The following is a 16290-nucleotide window of genomic DNA, read 5'->3' on the forward strand; positions in this document are numbered from 1 at the left end:
TGCAGGGGGGACCCTGTGGGAGAGTAGGACGCCGCCGAACTCCTTTTACGGGAAAGCCCCGTGCCCTTGTGGCACGGGGCTTTTCTGCGTTCGGAGCGTCTAGGCTCGATCCATGCGCTACGAACTGGTCATCTTCGACAACGACGGTGTGCTCGTGGACAGCGAGCCGATCTCCAACACCATCCTGTCCGAGTACCTCACAGAACTCGGACACCCCACCTCGTACCAGGAGTGCCTTCGCGACTACATGGGGGCTGCCGTGCACCGAGTGCACGACCTCGTCGAGGAAAAGACCGGGGAGAAGCTGCCCGCGGACTTCGACGAGACGCTCCACTCACGGATTTTCGCGGCCTACCAGCAGGAGCTGGAACCGGTGGCGGGCGTGGACGACGTGCTGGGCAAGCTCGTCGCCGACGGGGTCGCCTATTGCGTTGCGTCCTCCGGGAGCCATGAACGGATCCGGGTCGGGCACCGCAAGACCGGGATCGACCAGTGGTTCGAGGAGGACTGGATCTTCAGCGCGGACGATGTGGCGCGCGGAAAGCCGGCGCCCGATCTGTTCCTGCTCGCCGCCGAGCGGATGGGCGTTCCTCCCGAGCGGTGCGTCGTCATCGAGGACAGCCCGCTCGGAGTGGAGGCGGCCCGGGCCGCGGGGATGGATGTGTACGGGTTTACATCGATGATGCCCTCGGACCGGCTCGCCGGGGTGATCGGGCACGTCTCCGACATGAGCCAACTGCGGGAATTGCTCGCCTGATCCATCTACCCATGGGTAGAAACTGGCCCTACGCTCGCGGCCATGACACATGCTCGCTTGCGGCACGGCAGGGCCTCCCTCGCGTTGAGCTTCTTCGTGCAGGGAGTCACCTTTGCTCTGCTCGTGACGCGGATTCCCGCCATCCAGGACCGGTACGGGATATCTGACGGGCTGTTGCCGGTGTTCCTGGCCGCGGTGCCGATTCTGGCCGGGGTGGGCAGTGTCGTCACCGAGAAGGTGGTCGCGCGGGTGCGGCCCGGGGTCGTACTGAGGTGGGCGCAGCCTGTTGTACTGCTTGCGCTGCTCGGTGCCGGGGCTGGGAGCGCTTTGTGGGAGGCGGCTCTGGCGCTCGGGGTGTTCGGGCTTGCCGTCGGGGCGCTCGATGCCTCCATGAACATGATGGGGGTCAGCCTCCAGCGGGCGTACGGGCGTTCCATCATGCTGGGGTTCCATGCCTCGTACAGCCTGGGCGGGATTGCCGGGGCGTCCATGGCGTGGGCCGGGGCGCACTGGGATCTGTCGCTGTTGGTCTCGTACCTGCCGGCGGTTGTCGTGCTGCTGCCCGCCGCGTTCATCGGGAGCCGGTGGTACGCCGAGGGCGCGTCCGTCGAGGCGAGCCCGGTGGAGGAGCAGGGGAAGGGGGCCGCGTCGGTCTCCTTCAAGTTGCTGATGCCGCTCTGTCTGGTGATGAGCTTCGCGTACATCGGGGACTCGACGGTTTCCAACTGGAGCGCCAAGTATCTGCAGGACGTGCTGGGAAGTTCGGAGCAGCTGTCGACTGTTCCGTACAACGTCTACATGGTGACGACGCTGCTGGGGCGGGCTGTCGGGGACTTCGGGGTGCGGCGGTTCGGGGCGGTGGCCGTGGTGAGGTCCGGGAGTGTGCTGGCCGCGGTCGGGTTCGCTGTGGTGGCGCTGGCCGGTGGGGCGTGGGTCGGGATGCTCGGGTTCACTCTGCTGGGCCTCGGGCTGTGTGTGATCGTGCCGCAGACGTTCGCCGCTGCCGGGCGGATGTTCCCCGGGGCGAGTGATACGGCCATCGCGCGGCTGAATGTCTTCAACTACGTGGGATTCCTGGTGGGGTCGCCCCTCGTGGGGGCGCTCGGGGACGCCTGGAGCTACCGGGGGGCGATGCTCGTACCGATGGTGCTGGTCCTGGCGACGCTCGTGTACGCCAAGTCGTTCGTCGCGGAACCCGCCCGATACGGTGGCGGGCATGAGCGGCCGCGCACAGTTGATGTGGGATGACGCAGTAACGGGATACGACTTCGGCGAAAGTCATCCGATGGACCCCGTCAGACTCGCTCTGACGATGGGGCTGGTGCGGGCGTTCGGGCTCGACCGCGCGGTGGATGTGGTGGCGGCCAAGGCCGCCGGCGAGTCCACCCTGCGGCTGGTGCACCGCGAGGACTATGTCGCCGCCGTGCGTGCCGCGTCGGCGGATCCGAAGCACGCCGATCAGAACTACGGACTCGGGACGGTCGACGATCCCGCGTTCGCGGGGATGCACGAGGTGTCGGCGCTGATCGCCGGGCAGTCGGTGGCCGCGGCCGAGGCGGTGTGGCGTGGGGACACCGCGCATGCCGTGAACTTCGCGGGCGGGCTGCACCATGCCATGCCGGGCGGTGCGGCGGGGTTCTGTATCTACAACGATCCGGCGCTCGCCATCGCGCGGCTGCTGGAGCTGGGTGCCGAGCGGGTCGCGTACATCGATGTGGACGTGCACCACGGGGACGGTGTGCAGGCGGCCTTCTGGGAGGACCCGAGGGTCCTGACCGTGTCGCTGCACGAGCATCCGCGCACGCTGTTCCCTCAGACCGGCTGGCCGGAGGAGACCGGCGCCGGGGCCGGTGAGGGCAGTGCGGTGAACGTGGCGTTGCCGGCCGGTACGGGGGACGCGGGCTGGCTGCGGGCGTTCCACGCGGTGGTGCCGGAGCTGCTGGCGGACTTCCGGCCGCAGGTGCTGGTGAGTCAGCACGGGGCCGATACACACTTCGAGGACCCGCTCGCGCACCTGGCGGTGTCGCTGGACGCGCAGCGGGCGGTGATGGCTGCCTGTCACGATCTCGCCCACGAGTACGCGGAGGGCGGGCGCTGGGTGGCACTCGGCGGGGGCGGTTACGCGGTGGTCGACGTGGTGCCGCGGTCCTGGACGCATCTGGTGGGGATCGCCGCGCACGCGCCGGTGGATCCCGAATCGGTGATTCCGGCCTCGTGGCGGGACGAGGTGTACGCGCGGACCCGGCAGCCGGGGCCGGCCCGGATGACGGACGGGCGTATTCCTTTCTGGAAGTCGTGGGAAGAGGGGTACGACCCCGCGGACCGGGTGGACCAGGCGGTGCGGGCGACCAGGCGGGCGGTATTCCCGTTGCGGGGGCTACTGGCCTGAGGTGGGCGGGGGCGGTCGCCGCGCGGCCGCTTTCGTGCGGTGGTGAGTACGGGTTACGCCAACTGTGGGGCGTAACCGGGCTTCTGGCCCCCCGTCCGGGTGATTGGGGCAGCATCGGTGGGGTGTTGAGCACCGGAGCGCTGCGTGCGCATCTGCTGGCGGCCCGGCTGGCCGGGACCGTGGCCACATCGAGGGAAGTGAGCCTGCGGAGCTATCGGCTCTTCGCGGCCCGCGACCCTCGGGTGACGCTCGGCCTCGACCCCGAATGGCGCTGGGAAGAGTCCGATCTTCTTCGTCTGATGGCCGACAAGTGTGGTGTCTCGCGCGATCCCGCTCATGTTTCGGGCCCTGATGTGATCGATCCGGAGCGGACCCTGGCAGCTCTGAATTCCTTTGCCGAGCGGCTGTCGCATGCCGCTGTCCGGCGGGCGCCGGTGCTGTTCGGGACCGGTCATCCGCATCGGCTGCTCGGTTTCTACGCAGAGCTGGCAGACGCCCTGTCGGCGGCCGGGTGCCCCGTACTCACCCCCGCGCAGGGCCGATGTATCGACATAACGACCCGGTTCGGCGTACGCACGCACAACCTGGACTACGTACGAGGAGTCGCGATGGTGCGCGAACCGGGCGCGCGGACTCCCGGCGGTGACACCGGCGCACATACCCATTCACCGTTGCCGGTCCGGGTCGTTCTGGAGTCGGCGGCGCAGGGGCGCGGGCGGCTGCCGGAGTTGGTCGTCGGCGACCACGGATGGGTCTGCGGGGCAGGTCAGCTGGGCATTGAGGCGATCGGTCTGGCGGATACGGACGATCCCGCGCTGTTCGTCGGCGAGGCGGAGGGGCGGGTGTCGGTCGCCGTTCCGCTCGATGACGCCGTACGGTCCGCCTACTACCGGCCGCTCACGCGCTATGTACTCAATCGGGCGTGTCTGTCACAGTAGGCGGCCGATCGTCTCTCCTCTTCCCCACTCGCATCACCCGCCCCTAATCTGGGGAGTGAGCGCACTACGACGAAGAGTCACCGGAGGGGAAGCCGGTGCGCGTCTCGTGCGGAAGGTACAGGTGGGTCATGGCTGCTGGCAGCGAGAGGCCTCTCAACGAGGTCAAGTTTCTGACTGTGGCGGAAGTCGCCTCGGTCATGAGGGTGTCGAAGATGACCGTGTACCGCTTGGTGCACAGCGGTCATCTGCCGGCGATCCGGGTGGGCAGGTCATTCCGGGTTCCGGAGCAAGCGGTTCACGAGTATCTCCGCGAGTCCTTTGTGGGGGTGGAGTCCGCCTGAGGTTCACCTCGGATTACGCCCCTCACGCGGTGGCGGGTAGGCTAGGCCGACGTAGGTCGTGTGGGCCCAGACGCCCCGCACCAGTGAAGAGAAGTGAGCGAGGGTAGTCGTGGGCTCTGTTATCAAGAAGCGGCGTAAGCGGATGGCCAAGAAGAAGCACCGCAAGCTGCTCAAGCGCACGCGCGTTCAGCGTCGCAACAAGAAGTAGGCGAACGCAGTTCGTGAATCCGCAGCCCTTCCGCCCCTGTGGCGGGAGGGCTGCGGCGCGTTGTGGGGGCAGTACCCGCATTCGGGCCAAAGTCTCGGCACAAGGCAGCCGTGCGGTCATCACAGGGCAACATCCACCCGCTACGGTGACGGCCAGGGGAAACCTTTCGACGGAAGGCGCTGATCTTGGGGAAGGTCGTGCTGGTCACGGGAGCGGCCCGGCAGCTGGGCGGCCGCTTCGTGCGGCGCATCCAGCGTGATCCGGAAGTGGACCGGGTGATCGCCGTCGACGCGGTCACGCCCGGACACCGGCTGGGCGACGCCGACTTCGTGCGGGCGGACATCCGCCAGCCCGCGATCGCCAGAGTCCTCGCCGAGCACTCCGTCGACACGGTCGTCCATCTGGACGTCTCCGCCAAGGCGGTCGGCACAGGTGGCCGGACGATGGTCAAGGAGACCAACGTCATCGGCACCATGCAGCTGCTCGGGGCTTGTCAGAAGGCGCCGAGCGTGCGGCGGCTGGTCGTCAAGTCCAGTACGAACGTGTACGGCTCCGCGCCTCGCGACCCGGCGGTCTTTACCGAGACCACTCCGCCCAAGTCCCTGCCGAGCGGAGGCTTCGCCAAGGACGTGGTGGAGGTCGAGGGGTACGTACGGGGCTTCGCGCGCCGTCGGCCGGACGTCGCCGTGTGCGTGCTCAGGTTCGCGAACATCCTGGGGCCGCAGGCGGATTCGCCGCTCGCCGACTATCTGTCGCTGCCCGTACTGCCGACGGTGTTCGGTTACGACCCGAGGCTCCAGTTCGTGCACGAGGACGATGTCGTCGACGTACTGGGGATCGCCTCGCGCGAGCCGAGACGCGGGACGCTGAACAGCGGCACCTTCAACATCGCCGGCGACGGCGTGCTGCTGCTCTCCCAGTGCTCGCGGCGGCTGGGGCGGCCGACGATGCCGTTGCTGCTGCCCGCCGTCACCTGGGTGGGCCAGGCACTGCGTACGGTCGGCATGACGGACTTCTCGCCGGAGCAGATCCGGCTGCTCACCCACGGCCGGGTGGTCTCCACCGTCCAGATGCGCGAGACGCTGGGCTTCCACCCGGAGTTCACCACCGCGCAGACGTTCGCGGAGTTCGCGCGCAGTCAGGGGCCGGGGCTGCTGCCACCCGAGGCGGTGGGAAGGGCGGTCGACAGAGTGGCCGCCATGCCGTTCGCCGGGGCGGCCGGCGATGGTTCGGGGTTCACCGGGGCGGGCGACACGTACTCGACCCCCAGCGGCAGGTAGAGGAGCGCATCGACGATGGCGGATGCCAAGGTCATTCCGTTCGACGACGACCGTTCGCGGTCGGGCGGCGCGTCGCGCTCCGCGCGGCGCCGGTCCGCGGGGGGCGGCGGCCGGGGGCAGGGGCCCTCTGCGGCGGCACCGGTGGTCGGGACGGCGGCCGTCAGCGCCCTTCCGGGGCAGCAGGACGCCTCGCTGCCGCAGGGGGAGCCCCAGTGGGCCGGGCAGCCCGTGGAAGGGGCGGAGCGGGGCGACTGGGACCGGCGGATCGCGGGCGGGCTCGCGTTCCTGCGACGGCGGGTCACCGGTGAGTACGACGTCGACGAGTTCGGGTACGACAAGGAACTGACCGATCAGGTCCTGATGTCGATGCTGCGTCCGGTGTACGAGAAGTACTTCCGGGTCGAGGTGAAGGGCATCGAGAACATCCCCTCCGATGGTGGGGCGCTCATCGTGTCCAACCACTCGGGGACGCTGCCGCTCGACGGGCTGATGCTCCAGGTCGCCGTGCACGACAACCATCCGGCCGGGCGGCACCTGCGGCTGCTCGCCGCCGATCTCGTCTTCATGCTGCCGGTGGTCAACGAGCTCGCCCGCAAGGCCGGGCACACGCTGGCCTGCGCGGAGGACGCGGAGCGGCTGCTGCGGCGCGGCGAGCTCGTCGGAGTGATGCCGGAGGGCTTCAAGGGCATCGGCAAGCCGTTCGGCGAGCGGTACAAGCTGCAGCGCTTCGGGCGGGGCGGATTCGTCTCCACGGCGCTGCGGGCCGGGGTGCCGATCGTTCCGTGCTCGATTGTGGGGGCGGAGGAGATCTATCCGATGATCGGCAACTCGAAGACGCTGGCGCGGCTGCTGGGCTTTCCGTACTTCCCGATCACGCCGACGTTTCCCTGGCTGGGGCCGCTCGGGGCGGTGCCGTTGCCGACGAAGTGGACGATCCAGTTCGGCGAGCCGATCTCCACGAGTGGGTATCCGGTGGAGGCGGCAGAGGATCCGATGCTGATGTTCAACCTGACGGATCAGGTGCGGGAGCAGATTCAGCACACGCTGTACAAGCTGTTGGTGCAGCGGCGGTCGGTGTTCTTCTGAGCCGGTGTTCTTCCGAGTCGGAGTTGCTCCGAGGGGATGGCCGGGAGCGCCTGGTGGGGCTTTGTCCTCGGTCACCGGACGGGCTTGTCCTTTCGTGCCCGTCCGGTGACCGAGGTGGTGTCAGTCGTTCAGGTCCTCGCTGTTGATTCCCAGGCCCGGGAGCAGGCCGGGGAGAAGCGGGGGCAGGGTTACGTCCGGCGTGGGCGGGGGGCTGATCCGGCCGTCGGCGGACGGGACGGTGCCCGGCGACGGGGTGCCGAGGAGGCCGTCCGTGCCGCCGATCAGGCCGTCGGACGGGACGCTGCCGGAGTCCGAGGGGTGGGGCGCGGCGCTGGGGTCCGTACGGCTGTGCGAGGCCTCCGGTGACGAGGGCACGGAGTGCTTCGTACCGGACGATCCCGTGGCCTGTTCCGTGGCGTCCGACTGCCGCGGATCGCTGCTCCTGTCCGGGGTGCGGGGCAGCAGCGACTGCAGCGGTTCGACCTCTTCGTCTATGGCGTCGAAGACCGAGTTGACCTGGTCACCCACATCGGTCAGCTGGACGGGCAGCCGGTCGCGCAGGCTGCTCCAGCTGTCGCGGTGCGAGCGGGAGAAGGACTCCAGGGTCTGGATCGGGCCGATGGCGCCGTCCCGCTGGTAGGCCGCGTGGAGCAGGCGGTGGCCCTCGGTGGCGTCGTGCGTCATGCCGTTGAGCGTGCGCCTGACCTCGCCGAGCTGTTCGTGGTCCAGATCGCCGGAGCGGGCGCGCTCCATCAGTCGACGGGCCTCGCTGAGCCGGGTCGATGCCTGGTCGAGGTAGACCTCGCCGCGGTCGGCGTCGCCGCTGGCCATCGTGAGGTGGATGTCCTCCATGCCGCGCTTGAGCCCGTACAGCGAATCACCCGGCAGGGCGTCGGAACTGGCAGCGGCCACTCCGCCGAAGGCTCCCGCCGCCACTCCGACGGTGAGCCCGCCGGCCGCGAGGCCCTTCGCCCAGCGTGAGCGCGGACGCAATTTCCGGAGCGGGGAGGCCCGGTGGGCCCCCTTGGTCCGTTGTTCCGGCACCGTAGGGCCCGCGGATTCACCGCCCTCGGCGAACATGGCCTCCATGGCGGCGACGAGCTGGGCTCTCTGCACCACTTTGACTTCGGGATCCAATTCGGGCCGCGGTAGCTCACCGAGGCCGTTCGCCAGGGCCAACAGCGGTCCGTGGTCGGCCGGTTCGGCCGGTTCCTCGGGCTGTACGGCCGCCGCACCGCGGAGCGACTGCTCCTCCAGGGCCTGGGCGAAGGCGTTCGCCCGCCGGTGTGCCGAAATGTTTGCGATCACTGGCGGCACCTCCTCTCGTCATGACGGTCGACTCCCCTGAGGTTCCGGAAGGTTGCACACCTTGAGCGCTTCCACACGAATGAGTGAGTGTCGGCGGACATGGGGTGACGTCAGGGGGCCTGCAACCGGCACAACGAGGGGCGCGGCACATGGGTTACGCAAGAAAGATGATCGGACCAGTGCGTGATGAATATATCGCCGAGAGTGATTCGGCCGGGGGTGGGGTCAGCGGGCGTCGTCCGGGAGGAGCCGGGCCAGGGTGCGGACAGCGCGGTACTGCAGGGTCTTGATCGCGCCCTCGTTCTTGCCCATGACCCGGGCGGTCTCGGCGACCGAGAGGCCTTGCAGAAAGCGCAGGGTCACGCATTCCTGCTGCTGGGGATTGAGTCGGCGCACGGCTTGCAGCAGTGCGGCATTGGAGAGGGACTCCAGGACGGAGTCCTCGGGGCTGCGCTCGACCTCGTTGGCGTCGAGCATCTCGCCGGTGGTCACCTCCAGCCGGAAGCGGCTGGATTTGAAGTGGTCGGCGACCAGGTTGCGGGCGATCGTGACCAGCCAGGCGCCGAAGTCGCGGCCCTGCCAGGTGAAGGTGGAGATGCGGCGCAGCGCGCGCAGGAAGGTCTCACTGGTGAGGTCCTCCGCCGTCGCCTTGCTGCCCACGCGGTAGTAGATGTAGCGATAGACGGTGTCGCTGTACTGGTCGTAGAGACGGCCGAAGGCCTCGGCCTCGCCGGCCTGTGCGCGCTCGACGAGATCCATCATGCGCGCGCTGTCGCTGTCGGCGGTGGGCCGGCGGACGGTGGACGTAGTAGTTGCGCCGCGGTTGCTGCGTCTTCCGACCGCCGCACCGCGTTCGGCCAGGGCGTAGCAAGGGCCGACAGGTGCAGGGGTGGCAAATGCGGGTACGGCGTACGCGGTGGGGACGAAACCGCGCAAGCGGTCGGCGACCGTTGCGCGGAGCGTAGCCAGGCCCGAGGCGTCAACCCCGACGTGTGGGTACACGGGACTCCCAGAGGCAGAGCTTCCATCACGTGCAGTACGAAACCGTCACTCGTCGTAGTGAGTGGTGGGCTCCGGAATGCGTCTGAGGAGAATAACGCTTCGTACAGGCAGTGCTACACCCAGTTGCTCAAATCATCGATTACGTCGCTTCTGTAGCGACTTATCGATGCATCAAGTAGCACATCGTGACCGGTTATTGATCGGATTAGTTCGGGATCTGCCTGCGGGCGCGACGGGTTGTGGTCGGGTGCGGGCAAGCCACTGGCGGGAGCGGCCGGTGGGCAAGGGGTGCCGATCGGCGCCGGGTGTCCGGGCGCGGCTCGGCGGCCCCCGGCGGGAGCGAACGGGTGTGCGTCAGCGGCGGCGGCGGTGCAGGGCGACGGCGGCCGCGGTGCCGCCCGCGAGGGCGCCGACGCCGGCCGCGGCCGGGATGCCGACCTTGGCGGCCTTGCGGCCCGTCCGGTAGTCCCGCAGCCGCCAGTCGAGTGCGCGCGCGTGCTTGCGGAGCTTGGCGTCCGGGTTGATCGCGTACGGGTGGCCGACCAGGGACAGCATCGGGATGTCGTTGTGCGAATCGCTGTACGCCGCGCAGCGGTCGAGGTCCAGGTCCTCGGCGGCGGCCAGGGCGCGAACCGCTTCGGCCTTCGCGGGGCCGTGCAGTGGTTCGCCTACCAGGCGGCCGGTGTAGACGCCGTCGACGGATTCGGCGACGGTGCCGAGCGCGCCGGTCAGGCCGAGGCGGCGGGCGATGATCGTGGCGGTCTCCACCGGGGCGGCGGTAACCAGCCAGACCCGCTGCCCGGCGTCCAGGTGGGCCTGGGCGAGGGCGCGGGTGCCGGGCCAGATGCGGTCGGCCATGTACTCGTCGTAGATCTCCTCGCCGATGGACATCAGCTCGGAGACGCGGTGGCCCTTGACGATGGACAGGGCGCTGTCGCGGGCGTCCTGCATGTGCTCCGGGTCCTCGACGCCGGCCAGCCTGAACCAGGCCTGCTGCCAGGCGAACCGGGTCAGCTCGCGGCGCTGGAAGAACTTCCGCTTGTACAGGCCGCGGCCGAAGTGGAAGAGTGCCGCGCCCTGCATCACGGTGTTGTCCAGGTCGAAGAAGGCGGCGGCCCGGTCGTCGCCGACGACGGGGAAGGCCGGCTCCTCGGCCTTGGCGGGGGCGGAGCTGCCTTGACCGGCGGCGGAGGGCTGGTCGTCGGGGAGTTCGTCGGGGAGGGCGGACTTCCGCGCTGCCTCAGCTGCAGCCTCGCCTGCCAGCACGCTCCGTGCTGTCGCGGGGCGCCTACGGGGTGTGAGCCATCCAAGAGCGGCCATGTCGTGAGCATAGCCAGTCGGTTCGCCCGTTCCGGACCTGCCGGGATGCCGTGCCGTGAACTCTCGGCTGCCGAATTGTTAATCGGACGATTCGGGGCGTATCGAATCAGGGTGGGGTCGGCTCCTCTTCTGCTCGGGGCGGCGGTCCCGTTCGGCGCAGAATGAAGGCATGAGTGCCTTGTTGCGACGTACGAGGAAGAAGCCCGCGGACCGGGTGGTGACCCTGGTCGGGAAGCCCGGATGTCACCTCTGTGACGACGCGAGGTCGGTGGTGAAGGAGGTGTGCGAGGAGACCGGCGCGTCCTGGGAGGAGAAGGACATCACCCAGGACGAGGCGCTGCACCGGGCGTACTGGGAGCAGATTCCGGTTGTCCTGATTGATAACGAACAGCACACGTTCTGGCGGGTGGACCCGGCGAGGCTGCGCAGCGCACTGCTTTCGTGAGTGAAACCCGGTTACCATCGTGGGCGTTTTGAGTGATCTCGGGGGAGTGGTTGTGAGGAGTGTGTGCCGCTTTGCCCCCTTCGGGCCTGCAACGGGCTGATGCGATCCCTGGTTCCGGGATCGCGCGACGAATGTGCGTGACCCCGGTCACTTTGACCGGACAAAACGGACACTATCTTTGTGCACGTGTTCACAAAGACATAGCCTGCATTCGACGGGGCGGTCCTGCTACATACGGCCGCCTGCAGCCCCGCTCATCCCGCAGGAGCACCGTGGCAACTGGCCGAACTCACCGACCGGCGACCCGTAGCCGAGGAATTCCCGAGGCCACCGTCGCCCGACTTCCGCTGTATCTGCGCGCACTGACCGCGCTCTCCGAGCGCTCGGTCCCCACGGTCTCGTCCGAGGAGCTCGCGGCTGCGGCTGGGGTCAACTCTGCCAAGTTGCGCAAGGACTTCAGCTACCTCGGGTCCTACGGGACGCGTGGTGTCGGGTACGACGTCGAGTATCTCGTCTACCAGATCTCCCGCGAGCTCGGGCTCACCCAGGACTGGCCGGTCGTGATCGTCGGTATCGGTAACCTCGGCGCCGCGCTCGCCAACTACGGCGGTTTCGCCTCCCGCGGTTTCCGGGTCGCCGCGCTGATCGACGCCGATCCCGCGATGGCCGGAACGCCCGTCGCCGGGATCCCCGTTCAGCACGCCGACGAGCTGGAGAAGATCGTCAGTGAGAACGGCGTGTCGATCGGCGTCATCTCGACCCCGGCCGGCGCCGCGCAGCAGGTCTGCGACAGGCTCGTCGCCGCGGGCGTCACCTCCATCCTGAACTTCGCGCCGACGGTGCTCTCCGTGCCCGACGGCGTCGACGTCCGCAAGGTCGACCTCTCCATCGAACTCCAGATCCTCGCCTTCCACGAGCAGCGCAAGTCCGGCGAGGACGTCACCGAGAGCATCCCGGACGCGGCCGCACCGCCCGCGCGCGCCGCCACCGGCAGCCGGAAGGGACCTGACGGGGACATGCCCGCCGTGATGCCGGCATGAGTCTTCTCGTAGTAGGGCTGAGCCACCGAAGCGCGCCCGTCTCCGTACTGGAACGGGCCTCGCTGGCTGCCGAGACGCAGGCCAAGCTGCTCCAGGACACCCTCGCCGCGGAGCCCGCGGCCGAGGCCGCCGTGCTGGCCACCTGCAACCGCATCGAGCTGTACGCCGACGTGGACAAGTTCCACGCAGGCGTCGCCGAGCTGTCCACGCTCCTCGCCCAGCACAGTGGCGTCGGTCTGGACGAGCTCACTCCGTATCTCTATGTGCACTACGAGGACCGGGCCGTCCACCACCTCTTCTCGGTGGCGTGCGGGCTGGACTCGATGGTCGTCGGCGAGGGCCAGATCCTCGGCCAGATCAAGGACGCGCTGGCACTGGGGCAGGAGCTCCACACCGCCGGCCGGCTGCTGAACGATCTGTTCCAGCAGGCCCTGCGGGTCGGTAAACGTGCCCACAGCGAGACCGGGATCGACCGGGCCGGGCAGTCGCTCGTCACCTTCGGTCTCGAACAGCTCGCGGCCGGTACGGACGTCACCGACTGGGCCCGGGGCAAGCGCGCGCTGGTGATCGGCGCCGGCTCGATGTCCTCGCTGGCCGCAGCGACGCTGGCCCGGGCCGGTGTCGCCGAGATCGTCGTCGCCAACCGGACCAGGGCCCGCGCCGACCGGCTCGTCGAGATCCTGGGCCAGCCCGGCGGTACCGGAGTGGCCGCCCACGCCGTGGAGATGGCCGCCGTCGCCGACGAACTGACACGTGCCGACGTCGTCGTCTCGTGCACCGGTGCGACCGGACTCGTGCTGACCGCCGAGTCCGTCGCCGGAGCGCTCGGCCTGGCCTTCGCCCCCGCGCACGAGGCGCCCGCCGCCGTCCCCGCGCCGCCCGCCGCCCCCGACCGGCATGCCGCCTGGGTGGAGAACGGCACCGCCGGCACGGTGCGCCAGGCCGTCCGCCGGGCCACCGTGCCCGCCCAGGGCGCCGGCCCCGTCCGTCTCGCCCTGCTCGACCTCGCCATGCCGCGCGACATCGACGGCGCCACCGCCCGCCTCGACGGCGTGCGCCTGGTCGACATCGAGTCGCTCGCCGAGGCGTCGGCGGACGCCCCGATGGCCGCCGATGTGGACCAGGTGCGCACCATCGTCGCCGACGAGGTCGCCGCCTTCGGTGCCGCCCAGCGCGCCGCCCACATCACCCCGACCGTCGTCGCCCTGCGCACGATGGCCGCCGGAGTGGTCGCGGGCGAGATCGCGCGGCTCGACGGACGCCTCCCCGACCTGGACGAGAAGCAGCGCGCCGAGATCTCGCAGACCGTGCGCCGCGTCGTCGACAAGCTCCTGCACGCGCCCACCGTGCGGGTCAAGCAGCTCGCCAGCGAGCCCGGCGGCGCCGGGTACGCCGATGCGCTGCGGGAACTCTTCGACCTCGACCCGCAGACGGTCGCCGCCGTCTCCCGGGCAGACCTGAACGACCCGAATCGAGGGCGGTCATGACCGACAACTCACCCCAGCGCGCACGGACCGACGCACCGCTCCGGCTGGGCACCCGGCGCAGCAAGCTCGCCATGGCGCAGTCCGGCCTCGTCGCCGACGCGGTCAGTGAGGTGACCGGGCGCGCCGTCGAGCTCGTCGAGATCACCACGTACGGCGACATCTCCCGGGAGCACCTCGCGCAGATCGGCGGCACCGGTGTGTTCGTCGCCGCGCTGCGCGACGCGCTGCTGCGCGGCGAGGTGGACTTCGCCGTCCACTCGCTCAAGGACCTGCCGACCACGCAGCCCGAGGGCCTCGTGCTGGCCGCCGTACCGGTGCGCGAGGACCCGCGCGACGTACTGGTGGCGCGGGACGGGCTGACCCTGGAGCAGCTGCCGTCCGGTGCCCGCATCGGCACCGGCTCGCCGCGCCGCATGGCGCAGCTCAACGCGTACGCCCGTAATCACGGCCTCGCCATCGAGACCGTGCCGATCCGGGGGAACGTCGATACGCGTATCGGATTTGTCCGAAGCGGGGAGCTGGACGCGGTGGTACTCGCCGCGGCCGGGATCAGCCGCCTCGGCCGGACCGGTGAGGTGACCGACTTCCTGTCGGTCGACACCGTCCTGCCCGCTCCCGGCCAGGGAGCACTGGCGATCGAATGCGCTGCGACCAGCGCGGACCTCGCCGCCGCGCTCGCCGAGCTCGACGACCCGGTCACCCGGGCCGCCGTGACCGCCGAGCGTGCCCTGCTCGCCGCCCTGGAGGCCGGTTGTTCCGCACCTGTGGGTGCGCTGGCCGACCTCCTGGTCGACGGACAGGCTGTCAACGAACTGCGCCTGCGCGGTGTCGTCGGTTCCACCGACGGTTCCTCGCTGGTACAGATGTCCACCACCGGTCCCGTCCCCACGTCGCACGACGACGCGGCGGCCCTCGGTCGCGAACTCGCGGCCGAGATGCTCGCCAAGGGTGCGGCCGGTCTTATGGGGGAGCGAGCACTTTGAGCCCCACCGGCCCCGCCGTATCCGACTTTCCGGCCCTGTCCGCACAAGGGCACGTCACCTTCCTCGGCGCCGGTCCCGGCGACCCGGGACTGCTGACTCTGCGCGCCGTCGAGGCGCTCGCGAGCGCGGACGTCCTTGTCGCCGAGCCGGACGTTCTCGGCGTTGTTCGCTGCCATGCGCGGGCAGGCGTAAGCACGCCTGAGCTGACGGTTGTTGACGCGCAGTCAACAGCCGCCGGTGTTCCCGTTCTCAGGGATGCGGTCAATCTTGTCATGGAGGCAGCGAAGGGTGGCAGGCGGGTCGTTCGTGCCGTCTCCGGCGACCCGGGACTGGACGGGAACGCCGGCGCGGAGATGCTCGCCTGCGCCACTGCCGGTATCCCCTTCGAGGTCGTCCCGGGAGTCGCCAACGCGGTGGGCGTGCCCGCGTACGCCGGTGTGCCGCTGCGGGACGCGCAGGGCGCGGACGTCCGGTTCGTCGATGCCCGTACCGCCTCGGACCGCTGCTGGGCCGAGGTCGGCGCGAGCGATGCCACGGCCGTCGTCTCGACGGCGCTCGACTCGGTGGCCGCGGCCGCCGGTGAGCTGGTCGCGGCGGGCCGCAAGCCGGACACCCCGCTGACCGTGACGGTGGCCGGTACGACCACCCGCCAGCGCACCTGGACGGCGACCCTCGGGACGATCGCCCAGGTCCTGAAGCAGGCGAAGGTCCTCCCGTCGCCGGACGGGCACCAGCCGGTCATAGCCGTGGTCGGTGAGCGCAGCTCCGCCGCCCAGCGCGACCAGCTCGCGTGGTTCGAGTCCAAGCCTCTCTTCGGCTGGAAGGTGCTCGTCCCGCGTACCAAGGAGCAGGCGGCGTCGCTCTCCGACCAGCTTCGGTCGTACGGTGCCGTGCCGCACGAGGTCCCGACGATCGCCGTCGAGCCGCCCCGTACGCCCCAGCAGATGGAGCGCGCGGTCAAGGGCCTGGTCACGGGCCGCTACGAGTGGATCGCTTTCACCAGCGTCAACGCGGTGAAGGCCGTCCGGGAGAAGTTCGAGGAGTACGGGCTCGACGCCCGTGCCTTCGCCGGGATCAAGGTCGCGGCCGTCGGCGAGCAGACCGCCGCCGCGCTGATCGACTTCGGCGTGAAGCCGGACCTGGTGCCGTCCGGTGAGCAGTCGGCCGCCGGTCTGCTGGAGGACTGGCCGCCGTACGATCCGGTCTTCGACCCGATCGACCGGGTCTTCCTGCCGCGCGCCGACATCGCCACCGAGACGCTGGTGGCCGGGCTCATCGAGCTGGGCTGGGAGGTCGACGACGTCACCGCGTACCGCACGGTCCGCGCCTCGCCGCCGCCCGCCGACACGCGTGAGGCGATCAAGGGCGGTGGGTTCGACGCGGTGCTCTTCACCTCGTCGTCGACCGTACGGAACCTCGTCGGTATCGCGGGCAAGCCGCACAACGTGACGGTCATCGCGTGTATCGGCCCGGCGACGGCGAAGACCGCCGAGGAGCACGGGCTGCGCGTCGACGTCCTGTCGCCGGAGCCCTCGGTGCACAGGCTGGCCGAGGCCCTCGCCGAGTTCGGTGCGCGGCGCCGGGAGGCGGCGAAGGAGGCCGGTGACCCGGTGACGCGGCCGAGCGAACGGCGTCCGGGGGCGCGGCGGCGTCGTACGACGACCTGACCTGTGTGACGTGTGAGGACCGGGCGGTCCGGCTGCTTC

At 69.9% G+C, this 16290-nt stretch carries 16 protein-coding genes; 13 read left to right on the forward strand and 3 right to left on the reverse strand.

Annotated features, from left to right (window positions below; translation table 11 throughout):
• Window positions 1-112: 112 nt before the first annotated feature.
• The 8 genes from ACFU8Q_RS27535 (at window position 113) to ACFU8Q_RS27570 (ending at window position 6999) form a co-directional block, all read left to right on the forward strand.
• A complete protein-coding gene (locus ACFU8Q_RS27535) occupies window positions 113-757 on the forward strand; it encodes an HAD family hydrolase (RefSeq protein ID WP_384458492.1) in 645 nt (214 codons plus the stop codon).
• 42 nt (window positions 758-799) lie between these two features.
• Window positions 800-2005: an MFS transporter gene (locus ACFU8Q_RS27540; protein WP_384458494.1), complete on the forward strand. Its 1206-nt coding sequence runs from the start codon at window positions 800-802 to the stop codon at window positions 2003-2005.
• Window positions 1974-3146 carry an acetoin utilization protein AcuC gene (locus ACFU8Q_RS27545; protein WP_384458496.1) on the forward strand — a complete coding sequence of 391 codons (1173 nt, stop codon included), beginning with the start codon at window positions 1974-1976 and terminating at the stop codon, window positions 3144-3146. The genes ACFU8Q_RS27540 and ACFU8Q_RS27545 overlap by 32 nt, the downstream gene beginning before the upstream one ends.
• 122 nt (window positions 3147-3268) lie before the next feature.
• Window positions 3269-4084, forward strand: coding sequence for a phosphatase (locus ACFU8Q_RS27550; protein WP_384458497.1), 816 nt, complete (start codon window positions 3269-3271; stop codon window positions 4082-4084).
• Between the two features lie 128 nt (window positions 4085-4212).
• Window positions 4213-4425, forward strand: a complete 213-nt coding sequence (locus ACFU8Q_RS27555) for a helix-turn-helix domain-containing protein (protein ID WP_014046653.1) — start codon at window positions 4213-4215, stop codon at window positions 4423-4425.
• Window positions 4426-4534: 109 nt separating this feature from the next.
• Entirely contained in the window at window positions 4535-4633 is a 99-nt protein-coding gene (locus ACFU8Q_RS27560) for a 30S ribosomal protein bS22 (RefSeq protein WP_003948845.1), read from the forward strand.
• A gap of 185 nt (window positions 4634-4818) precedes the next feature.
• On the forward strand, window positions 4819-5913 hold the full coding sequence (locus tag ACFU8Q_RS27565; RefSeq protein WP_384458499.1) for an NAD-dependent epimerase/dehydratase family protein: 1095 nt from the start codon (window positions 4819-4821) through the stop codon (window positions 5911-5913).
• 15 nt (window positions 5914-5928) lie between these two features.
• Entirely contained in the window at window positions 5929-6999 is a 1071-nt protein-coding gene (locus tag ACFU8Q_RS27570; RefSeq protein WP_384458501.1) for a lysophospholipid acyltransferase family protein, read from the forward strand.
• Window positions 7000-7119: 120 nt separating this feature from the next.
• On the opposite strand, the gene ACFU8Q_RS27575 is transcribed toward ACFU8Q_RS27570, so the two are convergent.
• The 3 genes from ACFU8Q_RS27575 to ACFU8Q_RS27585 form a co-directional block, all read right to left on the reverse strand.
• Window positions 7120-8307, reverse strand: a complete 1188-nt coding sequence (locus ACFU8Q_RS27575) for a DUF5667 domain-containing protein (RefSeq protein ID WP_384458503.1) — start codon at window positions 8305-8307, stop codon at window positions 7120-7122.
• Between the two features lie 225 nt (window positions 8308-8532).
• Complete coding sequence (locus tag ACFU8Q_RS27580; RefSeq protein WP_384458505.1) at window positions 8533-9309, reverse strand: ECF subfamily RNA polymerase sigma factor, BldN family; 777 nt, start codon at window positions 9307-9309, stop codon at window positions 8533-8535.
• Window positions 9310-9663: 354 nt separating this feature from the next.
• Window positions 9664-10629 (reverse strand): HAD family hydrolase, encoded by a 966-nt coding sequence (locus ACFU8Q_RS27585; protein WP_384458507.1) that lies wholly within the window; start codon window positions 10627-10629, stop codon window positions 9664-9666.
• A 169-nt stretch (window positions 10630-10798) separates the two neighbouring features.
• Between ACFU8Q_RS27585 and ACFU8Q_RS27590 the strand changes: the two genes are divergently transcribed.
• The 5 genes from ACFU8Q_RS27590 to ACFU8Q_RS27610 all read left to right on the forward strand — a co-directional run bounded on the left by ACFU8Q_RS27590 (window position 10799) and on the right by ACFU8Q_RS27610 (window position 16251).
• Window positions 10799-11074 carry a glutaredoxin family protein gene (locus tag ACFU8Q_RS27590; RefSeq protein WP_384458508.1) on the forward strand — a complete coding sequence of 92 codons (276 nt, stop codon included), beginning with the start codon at window positions 10799-10801 and terminating at the stop codon, window positions 11072-11074.
• 272 nt (window positions 11075-11346) lie between these two features.
• Window positions 11347-12114 carry a redox-sensing transcriptional repressor Rex gene (locus ACFU8Q_RS27595; protein ID WP_384458510.1) on the forward strand — a complete coding sequence of 256 codons (768 nt, stop codon included), beginning with the start codon at window positions 11347-11349 and terminating at the stop codon, window positions 12112-12114.
• Window positions 12111-13601: a glutamyl-tRNA reductase gene (locus ACFU8Q_RS27600; RefSeq protein ID WP_384458512.1), complete on the forward strand. Its 1491-nt coding sequence runs from the start codon at window positions 12111-12113 to the stop codon at window positions 13599-13601. The genes ACFU8Q_RS27595 and ACFU8Q_RS27600 overlap by 4 nt, the downstream gene beginning before the upstream one ends.
• Window positions 13598-14584 carry a hydroxymethylbilane synthase gene (hemC, locus tag ACFU8Q_RS27605; protein ID WP_384458514.1) on the forward strand — a complete coding sequence of 329 codons (987 nt, stop codon included), beginning with the start codon at window positions 13598-13600 and terminating at the stop codon, window positions 14582-14584. The genes ACFU8Q_RS27600 and hemC overlap by 4 nt, the downstream gene beginning before the upstream one ends.
• Window positions 14581-16251, forward strand: coding sequence for a uroporphyrinogen-III synthase (locus tag ACFU8Q_RS27610; protein WP_384458516.1), 1671 nt, complete (start codon window positions 14581-14583; stop codon window positions 16249-16251). Before hemC ends, ACFU8Q_RS27610 begins: the two co-directional genes overlap by 4 nt.
• The last annotated feature ends 39 nt before the right edge of the window (window positions 16252-16290 follow it).

It is taken from the genome of Streptomyces sp. NPDC057543, from assembly GCF_042801895.1.
GTDB lineage: Bacteria > Actinomycetota > Actinomycetes > Streptomycetales > Streptomycetaceae > Streptomyces.

Excerpts from the sequence above, each read along its gene's own strand:
- ACFU8Q_RS27535 (WP_384458492.1), top strand. The coding sequence starts at position 113 with ATGCGCTACGAACTGGTCATCTTCGACAACGACGGTGTGCTCGTGGAC.
- ACFU8Q_RS27540 (WP_384458494.1), top strand. The coding sequence starts at position 800 with ATGACACATGCTCGCTTGCGGCACGGCAGGGCCTCCCTCGCGTTGAGC.
- ACFU8Q_RS27545 (WP_384458496.1), top strand. The coding sequence starts at position 1,974 with ATGAGCGGCCGCGCACAGTTGATGTGGGATGACGCAGTAACGGGATAC.
- ACFU8Q_RS27555 (WP_014046653.1), top strand. The coding sequence starts at position 4,213 with ATGGCTGCTGGCAGCGAGAGGCCTCTCAACGAGGTCAAGTTTCTGACT.
- ACFU8Q_RS27570 (WP_384458501.1), top strand. The coding sequence starts at position 5,929 with ATGGCGGATGCCAAGGTCATTCCGTTCGACGACGACCGTTCGCGGTCG.
- ACFU8Q_RS27585 (WP_384458507.1), bottom strand. The coding sequence starts at position 10,629 with ATGGCCGCTCTTGGATGGCTCACACCCCGTAGGCGCCCCGCGACAGCA.
- ACFU8Q_RS27590 (WP_384458508.1), top strand. The coding sequence starts at position 10,799 with ATGAGTGCCTTGTTGCGACGTACGAGGAAGAAGCCCGCGGACCGGGTG.
- ACFU8Q_RS27600 (WP_384458512.1), top strand. The coding sequence starts at position 12,111 with ATGAGTCTTCTCGTAGTAGGGCTGAGCCACCGAAGCGCGCCCGTCTCC.
- hemC (WP_384458514.1), top strand. The coding sequence starts at position 13,598 with ATGACCGACAACTCACCCCAGCGCGCACGGACCGACGCACCGCTCCGG.